The 16,714-nt window shown below is 63.5% G+C and carries 12 protein-coding genes; 6 read left to right on the forward strand and 6 right to left on the reverse strand.

The genetic code is table 11. The features are described 5' to 3' along the window. Positions 1 to 36: 36 nt before the first annotated feature. Entirely contained in the window at positions 37 to 996 is a 960-nt protein-coding gene (locus ACW73L_RS18745) for a LysR family transcriptional regulator (protein WP_498924103.1), read from the reverse strand. Between the two features lie 268 nt (positions 997 to 1,264). Here ACW73L_RS18745 and ACW73L_RS18750 point away from each other — a divergent pair, with 268 nt between their 5' ends. Genes ACW73L_RS18750 through ACW73L_RS18760 form a run of 3 tightly spaced genes read left to right on the forward strand, consistent with a single transcriptional unit; the run spans position 1,265 to position 4,440 of the window. Next, positions 1,265 to 2,233: a phosphoribulokinase gene (locus tag ACW73L_RS18750; protein ID WP_498924104.1), complete on the forward strand. Its 969-nt coding sequence runs from the start codon at positions 1,265 to 1,267 to the stop codon at positions 2,231 to 2,233. A gap of 10 nt (positions 2,234 to 2,243) precedes the next feature. Beyond that, complete coding sequence (ubiD, locus tag ACW73L_RS18755; protein WP_498924105.1) at positions 2,244 to 3,719, forward strand: 4-hydroxy-3-polyprenylbenzoate decarboxylase; 1,476 nt, start codon at positions 2,244 to 2,246, stop codon at positions 3,717 to 3,719. 22 nt (positions 3,720 to 3,741) lie between these two features. Next, positions 3,742 to 4,440, forward strand: a complete 699-nt coding sequence (locus tag ACW73L_RS18760) for a hypothetical protein (RefSeq protein ID WP_498924106.1) — start codon at positions 3,742 to 3,744, stop codon at positions 4,438 to 4,440. A 174-nt stretch (positions 4,441 to 4,614) separates the two neighbouring features. Here ACW73L_RS18760 and ACW73L_RS18765 read toward each other — a convergent pair whose 3' ends face one another. Next, positions 4,615 to 5,451: a Crp/Fnr family transcriptional regulator gene (locus ACW73L_RS18765; protein ID WP_498924107.1), complete on the reverse strand. Its 837-nt coding sequence runs from the start codon at positions 5,449 to 5,451 to the stop codon at positions 4,615 to 4,617. 727 nt (positions 5,452 to 6,178) lie between these two features. On the opposite strand from ACW73L_RS18765, the gene ACW73L_RS18770 reads away from it, so the two are divergent. Continuing rightward, complete coding sequence (locus ACW73L_RS18770) at positions 6,179 to 7,054, forward strand: hypothetical protein (RefSeq protein ID WP_498924108.1); 876 nt, start codon at positions 6,179 to 6,181, stop codon at positions 7,052 to 7,054. Positions 7,055 to 7,274: 220 nt separating this feature from the next. Continuing rightward, positions 7,275 to 9,002: a hypothetical protein gene (locus ACW73L_RS18775; protein ID WP_498924109.1), complete on the forward strand. Its 1,728-nt coding sequence runs from the start codon at positions 7,275 to 7,277 to the stop codon at positions 9,000 to 9,002. Positions 9,003 to 9,156: 154 nt separating this feature from the next. On the opposite strand, the gene ACW73L_RS18780 is transcribed toward ACW73L_RS18775, so the two are convergent. Then, positions 9,157 to 9,330: a hypothetical protein gene (locus tag ACW73L_RS18780; RefSeq protein ID WP_498924110.1), complete on the reverse strand. Its 174-nt coding sequence runs from the start codon at positions 9,328 to 9,330 to the stop codon at positions 9,157 to 9,159. A 234-nt stretch (positions 9,331 to 9,564) separates the two neighbouring features. Then, positions 9,565 to 10,284: a pirin family protein gene (locus tag ACW73L_RS18785; RefSeq protein ID WP_498924111.1), complete on the reverse strand. Its 720-nt coding sequence runs from the start codon at positions 10,282 to 10,284 to the stop codon at positions 9,565 to 9,567. A gap of 453 nt (positions 10,285 to 10,737) precedes the next feature. Between ACW73L_RS18785 and ACW73L_RS18790 the strand changes: the two genes are divergently transcribed. Next, positions 10,738 to 11,793 (forward strand): Rieske 2Fe-2S domain-containing protein, encoded by a 1,056-nt coding sequence (locus ACW73L_RS18790; RefSeq protein ID WP_498924112.1) that lies wholly within the window; start codon positions 10,738 to 10,740, stop codon positions 11,791 to 11,793. Positions 11,794 to 11,798: 5 nt separating this feature from the next. Here the strand turns inward: ACW73L_RS18790 and ACW73L_RS18795 are convergent, their stop codons facing one another. Both ACW73L_RS18795 and ACW73L_RS18800 read right to left on the reverse strand, forming a co-directional pair. Beyond that, positions 11,799 to 13,250, reverse strand: a complete 1,452-nt coding sequence (locus ACW73L_RS18795) for a patatin-like phospholipase family protein (RefSeq protein WP_498924113.1) — start codon at positions 13,248 to 13,250, stop codon at positions 11,799 to 11,801. Positions 13,251 to 13,328: 78 nt separating this feature from the next. Beyond that, the gene (locus tag ACW73L_RS18800) at positions 13,329 to 16,685 is read right to left on the reverse strand and encodes a PAS domain S-box protein (protein WP_498924114.1); all 3,357 of its coding nucleotides are present in this window, start codon (positions 16,683 to 16,685) and stop codon (positions 13,329 to 13,331) included. Positions 16,686 to 16,714 lie beyond the last annotated feature (29 nt).

Raw genomic sequence — 16,714 nt, forward strand, 5'->3', positions numbered from 1 at the left:
GAAATCGCCCTCCGTCAACTGCGGTCGGACAGCCGGTCACGCGGGGCTCGCACCGGGTGCAGCGGTGGGATCAACGCTCTCGCGCGGAGGCATCGCGACCCGGACGAAGCGTCCGGCTTCCTGGCGCACGAACTGCTCGAAGGCCCGCCCGGCGGCCGACAGGCGCTTGCCGCTGCGATGGACGATGTACCACTGGCGCATGATCGGGAAGCTCTCGACATCCAGCGTGACGATCCGGCCGGCGGACAGTTCCAGCTCCACGGTGTGCAGCGAAACGATCCCCAGTCCAAGGCCCACCTCTACGCCCTGTTTGATTGCGCCGTTGGTGTTCATTTCCATGCTGGCATTGATGGCCAGCCCGCGTTCCGCAAAGAACCGCTCGACCGAGCTCCGCGTGCCGGAGCCTTGTTCCCGCATCAGGAAAGTTTCCTGCCGCAGTTCTTCGAGTGGGATGCCCTTCCGGGCCGCCATCGGATGATGCGGTGGGGCGATGACGACCAGGGGGTTGTCCATGAAGGCTTCGGCGACCAGATCGCCGTCCTCGGGCGGTTGTCCCATCAGCACGATGTCCGCTTCATTGTCGTCCAGCATGACCAGCAGACCCTTGCGGTTCGTGACCTTGAAATTGACCCGCACCTTGGGATACCGGGCGCAGAAATCGGCGAGCAGCCGGATGGCGAAATAGTGCACCGTGCTGGCGACGGCCACGACCAGGCGTCCGGCGTCGGTGCCCTTCAATTCCTCGACGATCTGATCGGCTTCCTCGAGTTGCTGCGAGATCGTCCGGCTGAGCCGGTAAAGCTCTTCGCCGGCCCGCGTCAGATAAATCTTCTTGCCCAGGCGTTCGAACAACGGCAGTCCGACGGCCTCCTCGAACTGCTTGATCTGCATCGATACGGCCGGTTGCGTCAGATACAGCTCCTCGGCCGCACGGGTGAAACTGAGGCGCCGGGCGACGCGTTCGAAGACTTTGAGTTGGCGCAGCGTGATGTTCATCGTGGCGCTAGGATAACGATCCCTTATCGGTGACGGTCTGTTTGCCCTGTCGACTTATGTTACCAAAGCCGCCCCGCCGTGGAGCAGAGCCGGTTGGCATCCGGATTCGGTGTTGGCCACCCGGCCAGCGCCGTGACAAGTCCTACCGCGGTAGTGGATAATTCGGAGGCCACTCGGGCGAACCGCTGAGACTTTGCAAAGGTTTATCCCGCTTTGGCGTGCGATGCGTTCGATGAGTGCGCGTCAGAGCGGGACGGGTGACAGGATTGTGGCTTCCTCGTCCCCTGCCCGGCAGCCGGTCGCGACGGAACTCTCCGCACAGCAGAGCGAACGAATCACCGCGGGCAACACGGCCGTCATGTCGAAGAAGCATCCGATCATCGTGACGACCGGCTCCTCCGGGGCCGGGACCACGACGGTCAAAACGGCGTTCGAGCATTTGTTCATGCGGCTGAACATCAAGGCCGCCATCATCGAGGGCGATAGCTACCATCGCTACGACCGCACGGAAATGCGTCGCCGGATCGCCAGGGCGAATGCCTTGCAGGAGCATTTCAGCCACTTCTCGATTCAGGCGAACGTGCTCGATGAACTTGAGGCGCTGTTTCGTCAGTACGGTAAGGACGGTACCGGCCGACGCCGGCACTATATCCACGACGATGAAGAGGGCGCGCGCTTCGGGGGCTTGAAGCCCGGTACCTTCACCGAATGGGAGGATTTGCCGCCGGACACCGATTTGCTGTTCTACGAGGGACTGCACGGTGCCGTGGTGACCGACACGCTGAATCTGCCGCAATACGCGGATCTGCTGATCGGCGTCGTGCCCATCCTGAACCTCGAGTGGATCCAGAAAATCCATCGCGATACGGCCGAACGCGGCTACAAGCCCGAAGACGTGACCGACACCATCCTGCGCCGCATGCCCGATTACGTCACCGTCATCACGCCGCAGTTTGCGCTGACCGATATCAACTTCCAGCGCGTGCCGACGGTCGATACGTCCAACCCGTTCATTGCGCGCGACATACCGACGGCGGACGAGAGTCTCGTGATCATCAGGATCAACGATCCCGAAAAATTCGGCGTGGATTTCCCCGGTCTGCTGTCGATGGTGCAGAACTCCTTCATGTCACGCTGGAATACCGTGGTCGTGCCCGGCGGCAAGGTCGGCATGGCGATGGAAATCATCTTCCGGCCCATCCTCGAACGCATGATGGAGCAGCGTCGCGCGGCATGAGAACGACGGCATGAAATACCGTGATTTGCGGGAGTTCATCTCCCAGCTGGAAGAACAGGGTGAACTCAGGCGCATCGGCATCGAGGTCGATCCCTACCTGGAAATCACCGAAATCTGCGACCGTACCCTGCGGCGCGCCGGGCCGGCGCTGCTGTTCGAACGCTGCCGCGGCTCGGATGTGCCGCTGCTGGGCAACTTGTTCGGGACGCCGCAGCGCGTCGCACTCGGCATGGGCGAGAGCAGCGTCGAAGCCCTGCGCGAGGTCGGCAAACTGCTGGCCTTCCTGAAGGAGCCGGATCCGCCCAAGGGCGTGCGCGACATGTTCGACAAGCTGCCGCTGTTCAGGCAGGTGTTGAACATGCCGGTCAAGGAACTGCGCCACGCGCCCTGTCAGGAGTTGATTCTGTCGGGCAGCGATATCGACCTCGGCCGCTATCCCGTCCAGACCTGCTGGCCGGGCGATGTCGGCCCGCTGATCACCTGGGCGCTGGTCATCACGCGCGGCCCGCACAAGGAGCGGCAGAATCTCGGGATCTACCGGCTGCAGGTGCTGGAACGCAACAAGGTGATCATGCGCTGGCTGGCCCACCGCGGTGGCGCGCTGGATTTTCGCGACTGGCAGGCGGCCCATCCCGGTGAGCCGTTCCCGATCGCGGTGGCGCTGGGCGCCGATCCGGCGACGATCCTTGGTGCGGTCACGCCGGTACCCGACACGCTGTCGGAATACGCCTTTGCCGGTTTGCTGCGCGGTTCCAAGACCGAAGTGGCCAAGGCGCAGCTCAGCGAACTGCGGGTGCCGGCCAGCGCCGAAATCGTCCTCGAAGGGTTTCTGTATCCGGACGACAATGCGCCCGAGGGCCCATTCGGCGACCATACCGGGTACTACAACGAGGTCGAGAGCTTCCCGGTGTTCACGATCGAGCGGATCACGCAACGGCAGGCGCCGATCTATCACAGCACCTATACCGGCCGCCCACCCGACGAGCCGGCGATCCTCGGCGTCGCGCTGAACGAGGTCTTCGTGCCCATTCTGCAGAAGCAGTTTCCCGAGATCGTCGATTTCTATCTGCCGCCCGAGGGCTGTTCCTACCGGCTGGCGGTCGTCAGCATGAAGAAGCAATACCCGGGGCATGCGAAGCGGGTTATGTTCGGGGTATGGTCCTTCCTGCGGCAGTTCATGTACACGAAGTTCGTCATCGTCGTCGACGACGACGTCGACGTGCGCGAGTGGAAGGACGTCGTGTGGGCCATCACGACGCGGATGGATCCCGCGCGCGACCTGACCCTGATCGAGAACACGCCGATCGATTACCTCGATTTCGCGTCGCCGGTGTCCGGACTCGGGTCGAAGGCCGGCTTCGATGCCACGAACAAATGGCCGGGAGAAACCAGCCGCGAATGGGGTGTGCCGATCCGGATGCGTGACGATGTTCGGGAGCGGGTCGATGCCTTGTGGGGCAGCCTGGGCATCGACCCGGCCCCGTAAGCACCTCGAGGATCACCCAGCGATGTGGCGACACCTTCATTCGTTCAGTCGACGGTTAGCGGCGCTTGCGTTCGCCGCGGCGCTTGCGGGTTGTGCCGCAACCCCGGACAAGCCCGCCTGGCCTGACTCCTTCGTGTCGCGCCTCGCGGCCCAGGCGCTGATTCAGCAGCTCAATGCCGAACTCCTCGCCAGCCGTACGGCGACTGCGACGCTCGAAGCCTGGTGCGGCTCCCATCGTCTCGCCGACCCTCCGCGCGTCTTTGTCCATCGCGTCAGGTCGGGCGACGCCGCGCCCACTCCCGAGCAGCGCGAGCGGCTGCGCGTCGAGCCGGAAACCGAGATAAAGTATCGCCGCGTCCAGCTGCGCTGCGGGGACCGGGTGCTGTCGGAGGCCGAGAACTGGTACGTGCCCAGCCGGCTCGAGCCGGAGATGAACGGGCTGCTGGAAACCACCGACATCCCATTCGGCAAGGTCGTCAAGCCGCTGGACCCGTCCCGCCGAACCTTCGCGTCGAAAATGCTGTGGTCGCCGCTGCCTGCCGGCTGGGAACTCGAGCCGCAGCTGACCGACCGGGATTCCGAGCAGCCTCTGATTATGCCCGCGGCCTTGTTCGAGCACCGCGCACTGCTATTCGACCGTGCCTACCGCCCCCTGGCTGAGTTGCATGAAGTCTATCGACGCGATCTGCTCGATTTCCCGCTGATGCCGAGCGAGGACTGAGCACGCGCACCTCCCTGCGCCGCTCTCTGCAGCGCAGGCCGTCGGCCACAGGCGAGGCCGAGCGTATTACCTGCCAAGTTCGTGGTGGGGCGGTGTCGAGTGCCTGCCCGGCGCATCCATCGCGACCTTCGGCGTGCCGCCCGTCACCCGTGCGGACCAAGCCCCTCAGGACGATCATGAAGGAGCCCGTATCCGAGCCTTCGTGACCCTTCCTTTGCCTGTTTCGTTATCAGCCTGGATCGCCAGCGTCTTGACCAGATTCCTGAGCTGCTTCAGGTCACAACGGTAAACATCCCGCTTCACCTTGCGCAGCAGCTTTTTGCGCCGAAATTCCGCGATGGCTCTGGATATGTTCTCCGGAGCCACTCCCATCACGGCCGCCATGTCCTGCCGCCGCAACAAGTTGATCTCGAAATTGTCGTTCGTGGGTTCTGTGGATACCTGGTCGGCAATCAGCCGCAGTATGCGCAGCGCAATCGGACCGCTGGAGTAGCGCGACAGGCTCCGGTCGGCAAATTCGAGATTGGCTTGCCACAGGGACATCAGTTGCCGGTAGACACCGGGATCAGTGCTTGCCAAGGTCGTTAGGACAGCGACGGGAATCCGGCAGATCTGGGCGGATCGGATGGCGACCGCGCCGTAACGCATAGGCTGCCCAATTACTGCCTCCAGACCGACCGCGCTGCCGCGGCCTGCCAGCAGCACGATCCGTTCCGTACCGCCTTCCGAATAGTCGACCAGTTTCACCAGACCCGAGCGAATGATCACGATCGCCTTCGGGTTGTCGGTGGAACGAAAGATGGGCTCTCCCGAAGTGACTTCCCGATGCTTGAGCGTCCCTATCGGGTTGATCAACTCGGAGCGGCAACGGCTGGCAGCCGAAGGATCCAGCAGACACTGCAGGCGGCAGCAGCCAGGACAACACTCGGGGTGTGCCCGCGCTCCGCCTATCCCATGGAGTACCGCTCGAGAGTCTTTTGGGAGGATTGCCGGACCGGTCGTCGCATCCATCTGTTGCCCTCACGTCAGGAGTGCCATATCAGTCTTCGCTGATGTGTAGTCTGCGGTCCACTCATCCGGCAGAAAATCGGCAGAAGTACCTAGGACAGAAGCCTTACCTCTCGTTAAGGCAGTGGTTTTGTAGCTCACGCCAGGCGGGACTCCGGCGCCCAGTGACGGGGATGCTTCGGCTTCGCCATCCCTGGGCTTCTCGGTTCCGGGTTCCGACCCGGAACGACGGATTAGCGACACGGGTTGCTTTACGCACCTCAATTGACGCGGTACCCGTGGTCACTGCCTCGCGGAAGCCCAGAGCGCACAGGGCTTGGAGGGCGATCAGGACCCGGAAGGCGGAAATGCGCCAAGGCGGGTTCACCATGGTTATTCCAGCCATCACCCGCGCAGTCCCTTACCCCGGTTTTCTCTTTCATGGGGAGGACGTTGCAGTCGCACGCGTCAACGCTCTCATCCATCGTCGGTCGATGTCGGGCTCGGCCCTCGCTGCCTCCTGTGCCAGACCAAGGCCCCGTACGTTGTTCGATAGCGGTTGTTCCAAAGAAGTGACGAACGTCAGTTACAGGCTGCTTTCCACTGACATACAGTTGCGCTGAGTCTTGTGTGGGGGTAGAGCGAAACCGGCTGTTTCTGAGGGCAGGAAACCTCCTCGCGGACACAAGGCGATAACGGGTAGACAAAAAAACAGCGAAGGGACTTCGCGATTCAACGAAGGAAAGCAGTCATGAAAACCAAGACACTCAATCGAACCATCGCGCTCATTCTGAGCGGTGCGATGGCCACATCGGTCGCTTTTGCCGCACGGCCGCCGGGTGTTGGCGGCGGCGGAGGTGGCGGTGGCGAGGAGACGGCCGCCCAGAACCTGTCGGTTCCGGCCATCCTGGTCGGTTCCCTGGGGACTCTGGTCTGCGGCCCATCAGACTCGGCACCGTCCGACTTGGTACCGCCCACCGGGACCCCGCAGACCGGGTATGAGCTCCCGGGCTATTACTGGGTCCAGAAGGTGAACACCTGGCAGGCGCAGTGCTTCAACGCAGCCGCAGCATCGGTATACGGCAACTGGGGCGACAACCTCACGGGCGACGCGAAGCTGAGCACGGGCAGCCCGATCCGGGTCGAGCTCGTCCTCACGAACATGACCGACTTTACGGCGACAATTTCGGACGGGACCTTGCAAGGCTACAACGTCGTCAAGCTGCAGCCCAGCACGCTCGACCGGCTTTCCGCCTATGGGCACCTGGCCGGCGGTGACGCCATCACCGGCTGGAACGACATCCCGGTCGACGTAGGACAGGCGTCGTGGGTGGTGCATGACGCCGGCATGCAGATCAGCGTGCAGAACCTGGGAACCGGCGCGTTTGCCGTACCGCTCCAGCCGATCGCGCCCGAGATCAACGCCACCGGCAAGATCGTGTACGGCTACAACCTGCGCGTCACCGCGGCGGGAGACTACCAGATCCGGTTCAACAGCACACCCGCTGTCACGTTCACGGGTTGTGACGCTGGAACCTGCACAGCGAATGGCAACGACGCCTACCTCAATATCAAAGTGACCGCGAAGGCGAGCGGCGGTGGCAAGACAGGCGGGAAGCCAAAGTAGTTCTCGCGACGAGCATCGACGCACATCATCGAGGGCTGACGAAGACAAGTCGATTCCCCTCGTCACCGGCCGGCCAGGGCAGCGCCTTGGCCGGCCCGAGCCGGGCCCCTTTCCCGCGCCGCGCGCGTCATCGCTGAAACGTTCCACCTGTTTTGTGTCCCACGTGCAGCGCAGAAATAGGCGAAGCGCAAGGACCCCAACTCGCCCCAGGAGAACAATAATGAAACGACTCCGCTATCCAATGGCCTTGGGCTGCCTGGCCGCTGCCGCATTATGGTCAGTCGACACGACGCCCCTAGCCGACCCGTTACCCCCACCGAAACTCAACTGGCAGACGGTCGTCAACAACAACGACCCGATACCCGATGCCGGGGGAAGAACGTTCAACAGCTACAACCAGCCCTCGGTCAATCTCCGCGGGACGGTGGTGATCCGGGCGCGCAGCCGGGGTGGTCCGCCACTGGGTCCGGCGACGCACGGTATCTACATGCGCGAAATGGCTCGGCGCGGTGGCTCCATCGTCAAGATCCTCGATCGGAATACGGTCGTCCCGCAGCCGAACAACCTCGGCAGTCTGTTTGCCGAAACGCCGTCCTTTCCGCGGATCGACGCATATTCGAATACGATCGCGACCCGCGGGAACCATCAGCCTGTGTGGCGGTATTTGGCGGCCGATGGCTCCGAAACCCGCGCTGGGACGACGGGTATCTACACGAATCCCTATGGCGCCCTGATCACTGGCGCTGCCAAGCTTGGCGTCGTCCCCGACTTCGGGTTCTTTGCGGTGCCCGGTTCACCCGGGATGTCCTTCGACGTGTTCCCCGGTTCACCCTCCGTCACGGATCGCGATACCGTCGTCTTCAAAGGCAACTCGCCCGACGGGAGGACCGGAATTTATTTCCGCAAACTGCGCAATGAGCCGATTCCGTTGGCGGAGGGCGCCGCCCTGGCGCCGGCGGGCGGCAGCAGCCCGGTGATCGCGATTGCGACCAGCCGGGAGACTCTGATCCCGGGCACGATGACGCCCTTTGGATCCACGGCACCGCCCAGCGCTGCGGGGCGCCTAGTGGTGTTCGCGGGCTTCGACAACGAGGAAGCCCCGACGCTGGGGGGGCTCTTTCTGGCGCCGGTCAGCCCGAATCCGCGCCTCCGCTCACTGATTGCGGTGGGTGCCCAGGGTACGCCGGTCGTGGACGAACAGGGTGTCCCGCTCGCCGGCCAGCCCAGGTTCGCAAGGATAGGCGAGGCCGTGTCGTTCGACGGGCGTTTCGTGGGGTTCTGGGGTTCCTGGGGCACGGAATCGGCGACGAAGACGCTGCAGTGCCCGACGGAAGGCAACCAATGTCGGATCGCTTACTGCCGTAGCTTCGCCAACGATACGACAGTCAATGTGCCAAGGAATCAGGGGATCTTCGTCCTCGACACCCAGGCGCGGAAGAATGGGCTGCGTCTGGTTGCCCGGACCGGGACGGAAAGCTCGCCCTTCGACGATTTCGTGTACTGGAACTACTCGGGGGCGCCTCCGGTGGAATGGTGCGCAGCCAACGGCATTCCGACTGGCGGAGAAGGCGAGGGCGATTCCGATGATGGCGAACCGCCTCGCTGGCGATCGACAGCTTTCGTTTCGGCTTCGGCGCTGGGTAGCGGCGCTTCGGTACGGACGGTGTTCAAGGCGACGACACTCGCAGGAACAACGGGCATCTATTTGGCCAGCAACCCGGGCCGTGCGGTCATCACAACGTTGCTGGATACGTCGATGCCCGGTCGAACGCTCGATCCCGAGGCGCCTGAAGCTTCGATCATCTCGGAGCTCGGTCTGGAACGTGAAGGGTTGCGGGGCGGCTGGTTGGCGGTCAGCGCAAAAATGAGCGCAACAGGCACCGTGGCCGCGGAAGAAGAGGATGATGATATGGCTGGCGTCTATATCACGCGCCTCCCGGGGCTCTAACGCGATATTTCGGTGACGTTCAGATCTAGCCTAGAGCCGTGAACGACGCCGGTTGACAGTCGGCTTGCAGAGGCAAGGGGAGGATAGGGTCATGGGTCGAGGGAAACTCGTCCCGGTAACGCTTGCTATGTTGGTGACGTTGTTCACTGCGGGATCAGCCGCAGTCGTCCTGGCCGACACGCAACGCCCGCAGGAACAGCAACAGGAACGCGAGCGCGTCACTGTAGAGCAACGAGATCAGGCAAGACTTCGGGAACGCGACCGGCAGCAATTGGAACAGCAGCAACAAATGGAACAGCGCCGCCGACAACAGACCGAGTTTGGGCAAGGGATGGGCGGTGGTGGCTACCCTGGCGGAGCGGGACGAGGCAGCGGTCGGCGCGGCGGCCGGTAGACTGCGGCTCGTCAGAGACGGAGAGCCAGGGCGCGGGCGCGGCGGGTCCTTAACGATGATGATGAACAAGGCTTGCGAGCCTGGTACTGCTGGCGGCTGAGTCCGTTGCACATCGGACGTGCAACGGCTCTCCCCGCGTCTCTGGAAGACGGATTCCTTGTCCCGCCCTCAAGTTTCCGGAAGTTCCCGCGGCCGCAGATCGAACAGCAGCACTTCGGCCGCGACGCCGCGGCGGAAAGTGAGATTCCGTTCGTCCCGGATGCGCACACCGTCGCCTGCGGCGAAGTCCACCCCGTTGACCTGCAGCGAACCTCGCGCCACGTGAACGTAGGCGTAGCGGGAGGGCGGTAGCGCATGGGTTGCCTCTTCGTCGCCGTCGAACAGCCCGGCGTAGACCCGGGTGTCCTGATAGACCGACAGCGATCTCTCGGCACCATCCGGCGAGATGATCAGGCGCAGCCGCCCGCGCTTTTCCTGGTCGCCGAAATGCTCCTGTTGATACCGCGGCGTCACGTCCTTGCGGTTCGGCACGATCCAGATCTGCAGGAAGTGCACGATGTCCTGCGGCGAAGGGTTGAACTCGCTGTGGGTGATCCCCGTACCCGCGCTCATCATCTGTACGTCGCCGGGCCGGATCACCGAGCCGGTGCCCATCGAATCCTTGTGCTCCAGCGCACCGGACAGCACATACGAGAAGATCTCCATGTCGCGATGGGGGTGTGTCCCGAAGCCGCGGCCCGGTTGGACCTTGTCCTCGTTGATCACGAGCAGATCTGAGAAGCCCTGCTGCTCCGGGTCGAAGTAATGGCCGAACGAGAAGGTGTGGCGGGATTCGAGCCAGCCCAGTTGAGCCGTGCCGCGTTGCGATGATTGCCTGGGTTCCAGCATGGGATGACCCCCTTTTGGTGTCGTGGAGCATATTCCGGTACGGCGGGACGCCGAGCGCGTCGTCTGGCGCCTGCCGCGATCGAGCGAGTGACCTGCGTCGCGGTGCGGGTTCGTAAGACTTCGACCGACCATGTCCCCGATTCCCGCATGCAGCGCGGTGGTGGTGGGTGGCAGTCGGACGGATGGATATCGGTGGCACTGGTGTCGGCGACCGGTCTCCTCGCTCGCGACAGCATAACCGGTCGCCCCGGTTTCGCGGTACCCGTATGGCACGGATCGTACCTGAGGGCCGCTGCGGTGACGGCCGCCGGTGACCTGAGTCCGGCCCCCTGTTCCGGCCTGGCGCCACGCCGGATTCGGGTTCCCTTTGCATCGGCATTCGGTTTAGCATCCGGCGTCGGCCGTTGTTTCCTGACCGCCGCGGCTTCTGCTTTCCCTGCTGATCCGTAGCCAATGCGTCTCCCCGAAGATTTCTGGTATCCCGTGCTGCAGAGTCGCGAAGTGGGCCGCAAACCGCGGCGCTTCGAGCGTCTCGGCCAGTGCCTGGTGTTCTGGCGCACCCGCGACCGGCAGCCGCACGCGCATCTCGATCGCTGTCCGCATCTCGGTGCTGCCCTCAGCGGCGGCAGCATTTACGATGACCGGCTGGTGTGTCCGTTCCACGGTTTTGAATTCGATGCGGGCGGGCAGTGTCGCCACATCCCGGCGATCGGGCGTAATGGCCGGGTGCCGAAGGGAATGGCGGTCCGGACGTTTGCCCTACGGGAAATCGATGGCCTGATCTGGCTGTGGTGGGGCGAGGCGCGCGCGGAGTATCCGTCGGTACCGCAGTTCGCGCAGTTGGCAGAAGGCTGGCGGCATGGCACGATCGCTGTCGACTGGCCGGTCCATTACACCCGCGCGATCGAGAACCAGTTGGACGTGGCACACCTTGCCTTCGTGCACCGCACGACCATCGGCGCCGGCAGCCGCAGTTTCGTCGAGGGGCCTCATGTCGAGGCCGATCTACAGGGTATCCGGGTCTGGGTGACCAATTCGCGGGACGAGGGTCGGGTCGCGCGCAGTCCGGAGCAGTTACGGGAAGCGGCGGCCGACCGACGGGCCAGTCTGAGCTTCATGTTTCCCGGCATCTGGTTGCTGAACATCGCACCCCGCCTGCAGCAGTTCGTCGCCTTCGTGCCGATCAACGGGCGAAAGACGCGCTACTACCTGCGCGTCTATCACCGCCACCGCAATCCGCTGGTGGCGAAAATTTTCGAGGCCATGATCGGCCTCAGCAACCGTTTCATACTGAACCAGGATCGGCGCGTCGTCGTGACGCAGACGCCGGCCGACAGCGCGGACGCACATGACGACCGGCCGATCGGTGCGGACCGCGCCATCCTCGAGTTCCGCCGCCTGCACGCGGCGCTGCTAGCGCGGGGTGGTTCCTCAACCCAGGCGGGCGCTGAACAATGCCGGGATGGCTTAGGTTCAGATGTTTCCCGGGTGGGTGACCACCTGCCATAGCGGCTTCAACGCGCCCCTCCGGCAGGGGTGGGAGCACTGCTCGAGGTCGACGGGGCAACTGCTGTTCGCTGGCCATTATTCACGGCGAGAAAACCCTTGAAGCCCGGGTCTTTACGCAGCAGGTCACGACCGGCGTCGATCAGCATGTCGACCTCGATGTCGGACAATTCAAGCGTCGTGGGCAGATTGTTGAAGTAGGATTTGAGGGTCTTGGCCTGAATGGACGCGAACGACACCTCGGCGGTGTGGAAGCGCACGTTCAGTCCGCGTGCCGTCAGACTGCTTTCGAGATCCTTCAGCTTGTTACTCAACAACAGCTTGGTTTCGTTGTTATAGAGGGACATCTGGACGTCCGAGAACGCGTTGATGGTATCGATCACGGAGGGTTTGGCTGCCGAGCGGTCGATGCCGCGCTCCGGGTCGACCTCGGCGTTGACCGAGATGACCAGGACGTCCGTGGGCGGTCGGCCGTTGGTGTTCAACAGCAGGCCGCTGCCGATCGTCTCGATGCGGTCTGTCAGCGCGCGCAGGCCGAGGTTGTCCGACAGGCCACCGTCGACCAGGTGGATGTAGGGGTGCTCCTTGCGATCGGTATAGGACTCCAGTCGCTTCTGCAATTCGGCCAACCGCGGATCCTTGCTGTTCTCCGGCTGGTTGAGAAAACGCACGATACCGGACTGGCTGATGTCGCAGTCGCCGGAAAAGTTCTCGAGTACGACAGTGGGGAAGGCCACGGGTACCGCCGACGATGCCGTCACCGCGCGGGCTACCGAGAACGCGTTGAGATCCGAGCAGATCAGGTCGAAGTACGCCTGGATAAAGGAAAACCGATTCGCGTTGCCGAGGTCGGTCGCATTGATCTCGATGTAGGGACCATTCTTAAGGTCGAAGTCGGCAAAGGTCTTGCGCTCGAAGATATGGCTGTCATAGAACTCGATCGCCATCTCGGTCCGGTCGAAGGCGCTGAACAGGCTGTTCCACCAGTAGGCCGGATTGAACAGCTGGCCTATCAACGTGCCCTGAATGCCCTGCCGCAAGAAGACCTTCTCGTAATCCGTGAAGGTCCGGTCACCGAACAGGCCGTAGTAGGCGGCGGTGAAACTACCGCCGGATACGGAACTGATGTTGTCGACCTCATCAAGTAGCCGGACCCGCCGGCCGCGGCTGTCGACCTGCGTGTCCCGCAGTTCCTGCAGTACGCCATAGCTCAGCGCGGCAGCGCGTGTGCCGCCGCCCGAAAAGGCCAGGAATACGAGATGGTCGCCGTAGTCGCCATTGCGACTCTTCATCAGGCGATAGCCCTTGGCGTTGTCGATCGCGTGAATGCCACGGTTTTGCGGTTTGTAGACGGTCGCGCAGCCCTGGAGGACCAACGTGCCGATCAAAAACCACCGCCACAGTCCGGTCCATCGGGTACGCCAGGGAGTCGTCATGCCGAGTTCGTTACAGGATGCCATAGAGGCCTTTGATTATATTGCAAAAATGGTGTCTACCGGGATCGGGTATGCCGGAAATGGACCGTTCCCCTGCGCGTCTCAGGGGGCTGAGCATTCGGATTGCGCCGGAGACTTCAGGCTGATCAGCAGTGCCTTCAGCGCATCGAGCCTGACCGGTTTGGTCAGATGGCGATCGAAGCCCGCCTCCCGGGTGCGTTGCTGGTCTTTTTCCTCCCCCCAGCCGGTGACGGCAACCAGCAGGATGCGCGCCCCTGACGGTAACTGGCGGATCCGTCGCGCCACTTCGTAGCCGTCCATTCCCGGCATGCCGATGTCGAGTAGCACGATGTCCGGCTCGAAGGCCGGGAGGATCTCGAGCGCGGCCGCGCCCTCATAGACCACCCTGACCGTCGATCCGAGGCCTGTCATCAGCATCGCAAGCGTGTCCGCGGCGTCGCGGTTGTCATCGACCACCAACACGCGGAGCGGTGAGGGAGTGCCTGGTAACGATGCCGCGCGCGTCGGAAGCGGATCCGGCACCGGTGCCGAGAGTGGCAGATGAACCACGAACTCGCTACCGAGGCCCAGCCCTTCGCTGCGGGCGTCGACCCTCCCGCCGTGCATTTCGACCAGCCGGCGTACCAGGGCCAGACCGATCCCCAAGCCGCTTTGCGCACGATTCAGAGAGCGGTCGATTTGGCCGAAAAGCTCGAATACGCGCGGCAAATTCTCGGCCGCGATGCCGATGCCTTCGTCGCGGACGCTGAGCATGGCTTCATCGCCACTTCTTTCCGCCCTTACGTGGATGCTTCCGCCCTGGTCCATGTACTTGGCCGCATTGTTCAGCAAGTTGGCAATCACCTGGGTCAGTCGCACCGGATCGGCCTCGACGATCAGCGGTTTGGATGGCAGCGACACGATTAGCCTGTGGTTTCCTCCCTCGATCAGCGGCTGGCTGGTTTCAAGGGCATGATCGACTGCGGTGGCCAGGTTGACCCTCTCCTTGCGCAACTCGATCTTGCCCCGGGTGATGCGGGACACTTCCAGCAGATCGTCGACCATCCGGACCAGGTGCGTAAGCTGTCGCTCCATCATGTCGCGGAGCGCCGGCGGCGTGGGCGCAGCATCGCCCGCCGTCCGCATGATTTCCAGTGCCGCCGACAGCGGTGCGAGGGGGTTGCGCAATTCGTGCGCCAGCGTCGCGAGGAACTCGTCCTTGCGCCGGTCCGCGTCGAGCAGCGCCTCCTCGTTCCGCTTCCGCTCGGTGATGTCGCGAGAGATGCCGACGAGTTGAAGTTGTTCGTGCGCATCCTTGCTCACGCTGCCGACCGAGTGTATCCATCGCTCCTCGCCGTCGGGTCGCCGGATGCGGTATTCGGCGTCGTAACGGCCTGCACCCTTTAACGCCGCGGCGAAAGCGGCGCCGATTCGGTCGCGGTCGTCGGGGTGTATCAGGGCGCCATAGATCTCCGGCGAAGTCTGTGAGCCGTCGTCGGGCAGACCGAACAAGCGATGGTTCTGAGCGGTCGCTTCGAGCGTGCCGTGTGCCACATCCCACTGCCACAGCCCGGTCTGCGTGTGGTCCAGCGTAAAGCGCAACATCTCCTCGCTGGCCCGCCGCTTGGCCTCGACTTCCTTGCGTTCGGTGATGTCGATACACAGGCCTGCCATACGGACGGCGCGGCCTTCCGCATCCCGCGTCGTGCGTCCCAGCGCATTGATCCAGCGCACGGAGCCGTCGGGAAGTACGATGCGGTACTCGCTGTCCAGCAGCGAGCCGTCCCGCAGCGCAGCCGCAACGCGCTCCTCGGCCGCGCCGCGGTCATCCGGATGCAACGCGCGCCGCCACGATTCGAATCCGGCTTCGTCCCGCTGCGGATCCAGCCCGAACAGTTTGAAGGTCTCCGTGGACCAATCAAACCGGTCGTCCGCAATATCCCAGTCCCAGGAACCGCTGCGGGCGGCCCATTGCGCGAGTTCGAGACGCTCGCTCGTGCGCCGCAGGGTCTCCTCCGCGCGCTTGCGTTCGGTGATGTCCTCGACGACCACATTGATGGCGACGATCTGCCCGTGGCTGTCCTTGAGCGGCAACCATTGCTCGATCCACGTTCGGATCACGGCCGGTTCGGTCAGGGTTGCGCCGCTGAGTTCGACTTCGGTCACTTCTTCGCCGGTGCGGAAGATGTGTTCCACCAGTGCTCGGACCTTGGGGGCAATGGAAGGAATGATCTCGTCAACCGTCTTGCCGATGTGATCGGCTGCCGGTACCCCGTTGATTGCAGCCAGGCGGGGGTTGATCCGCAGGTACCGCACTTCCCGGTCCAGAACGCACAAACCCAACGGGATGGAGTCATAGATGGCCTGCAGTTCAGACAGCTGACGCTGGGCGCGCGCCTCGCTCTCCCGCAGCGCTTCGGTCGCTCGCATCCGTTCCGTGATATCGGTGAACAGGCTCAGCAGGCAAGGGCGCCCGTCGATTTCGATCAGGGCGTTGCGAATATCGGTCCGGAACACGCTCCCGTCGGCGCGCGCCAGCGGGATGCTCTCGTCGATCGGGGTCTTGCCTTGCAGTGCCTGTTCGAGCTTCGATACGACGTGGTCGAACTCGGCCGGCGGAATCAGTTGCGAGGGCGGCATGCCGATCAACTGATCGTGAGGGTAGCCGAACATCCGGCAGGCCGCGTCGTTGGCGAACACGATCCGCCCGCTTTCCCGGTCAGCCGCGCAGACGCCTGCCGGCATCGTGTTCAGCACCGACCGGATCTGCTCTTCCGCCGCGCGCAGTGCGGCATTGGCCTTGCGGCCGCCGGAGAAATCCCGCCGGATCAGCACGAGCGCGATGACTGCCAGGAGGACCGAACAGGCGCTGCCGGCCACGACAGCGACGATGGCAGTGTTTCGGTTCCGGCTCGAACGATCGAGGCGCCGGTGCAACGAGGCCGCTTCGGCGCTGCGCATCGCCCCGACCTGAGCCCGGATGGCGGTCAGGTTGGCTTCGCCATCGCCGGTGGCTATGTACGCTTGAGCCGCCTCGAAGCCGCTGCGTTGTCGTAGTTCCAGAAGCGCTTGCGCCCGGGTTATACGTTCACGCAACAACTGCTCCAGTCTCGCCGCGCGCTGCGCTTGCGCCGGGTCATGAGCGGCCAGTACCGCGGTTTCGCTCAGCCGTTCGTCAACCTGCAGGGCAGCCGCCTGGTAGGGGCCCAGAAAGTCATCATCAGCGGTGATGACATAGCCACGGATTGCGGTCTGCACTTCAGTGGCTATCGTCAGGACCGCCTCGACTTGCGCGACGACCTCATACGAATGGTTGATGGCCGCGGTGTCGCTCGAAAAGCGCGACATCTGCCAGATCGAGGCGCTGGTTGCTGCGATGGTCGTGAGTACACCGATGGCAAGTGCCGCGAGAATTTTCGTGTGACGCTGTTGCGTCTGGCGCGAGGGCTCGATGCTCATGGTGGCGGGGGGCGAGACGGAGGCTGTGG

The sequence above is a fragment of the Methylolobus aquaticus genome, from assembly GCF_054172105.1.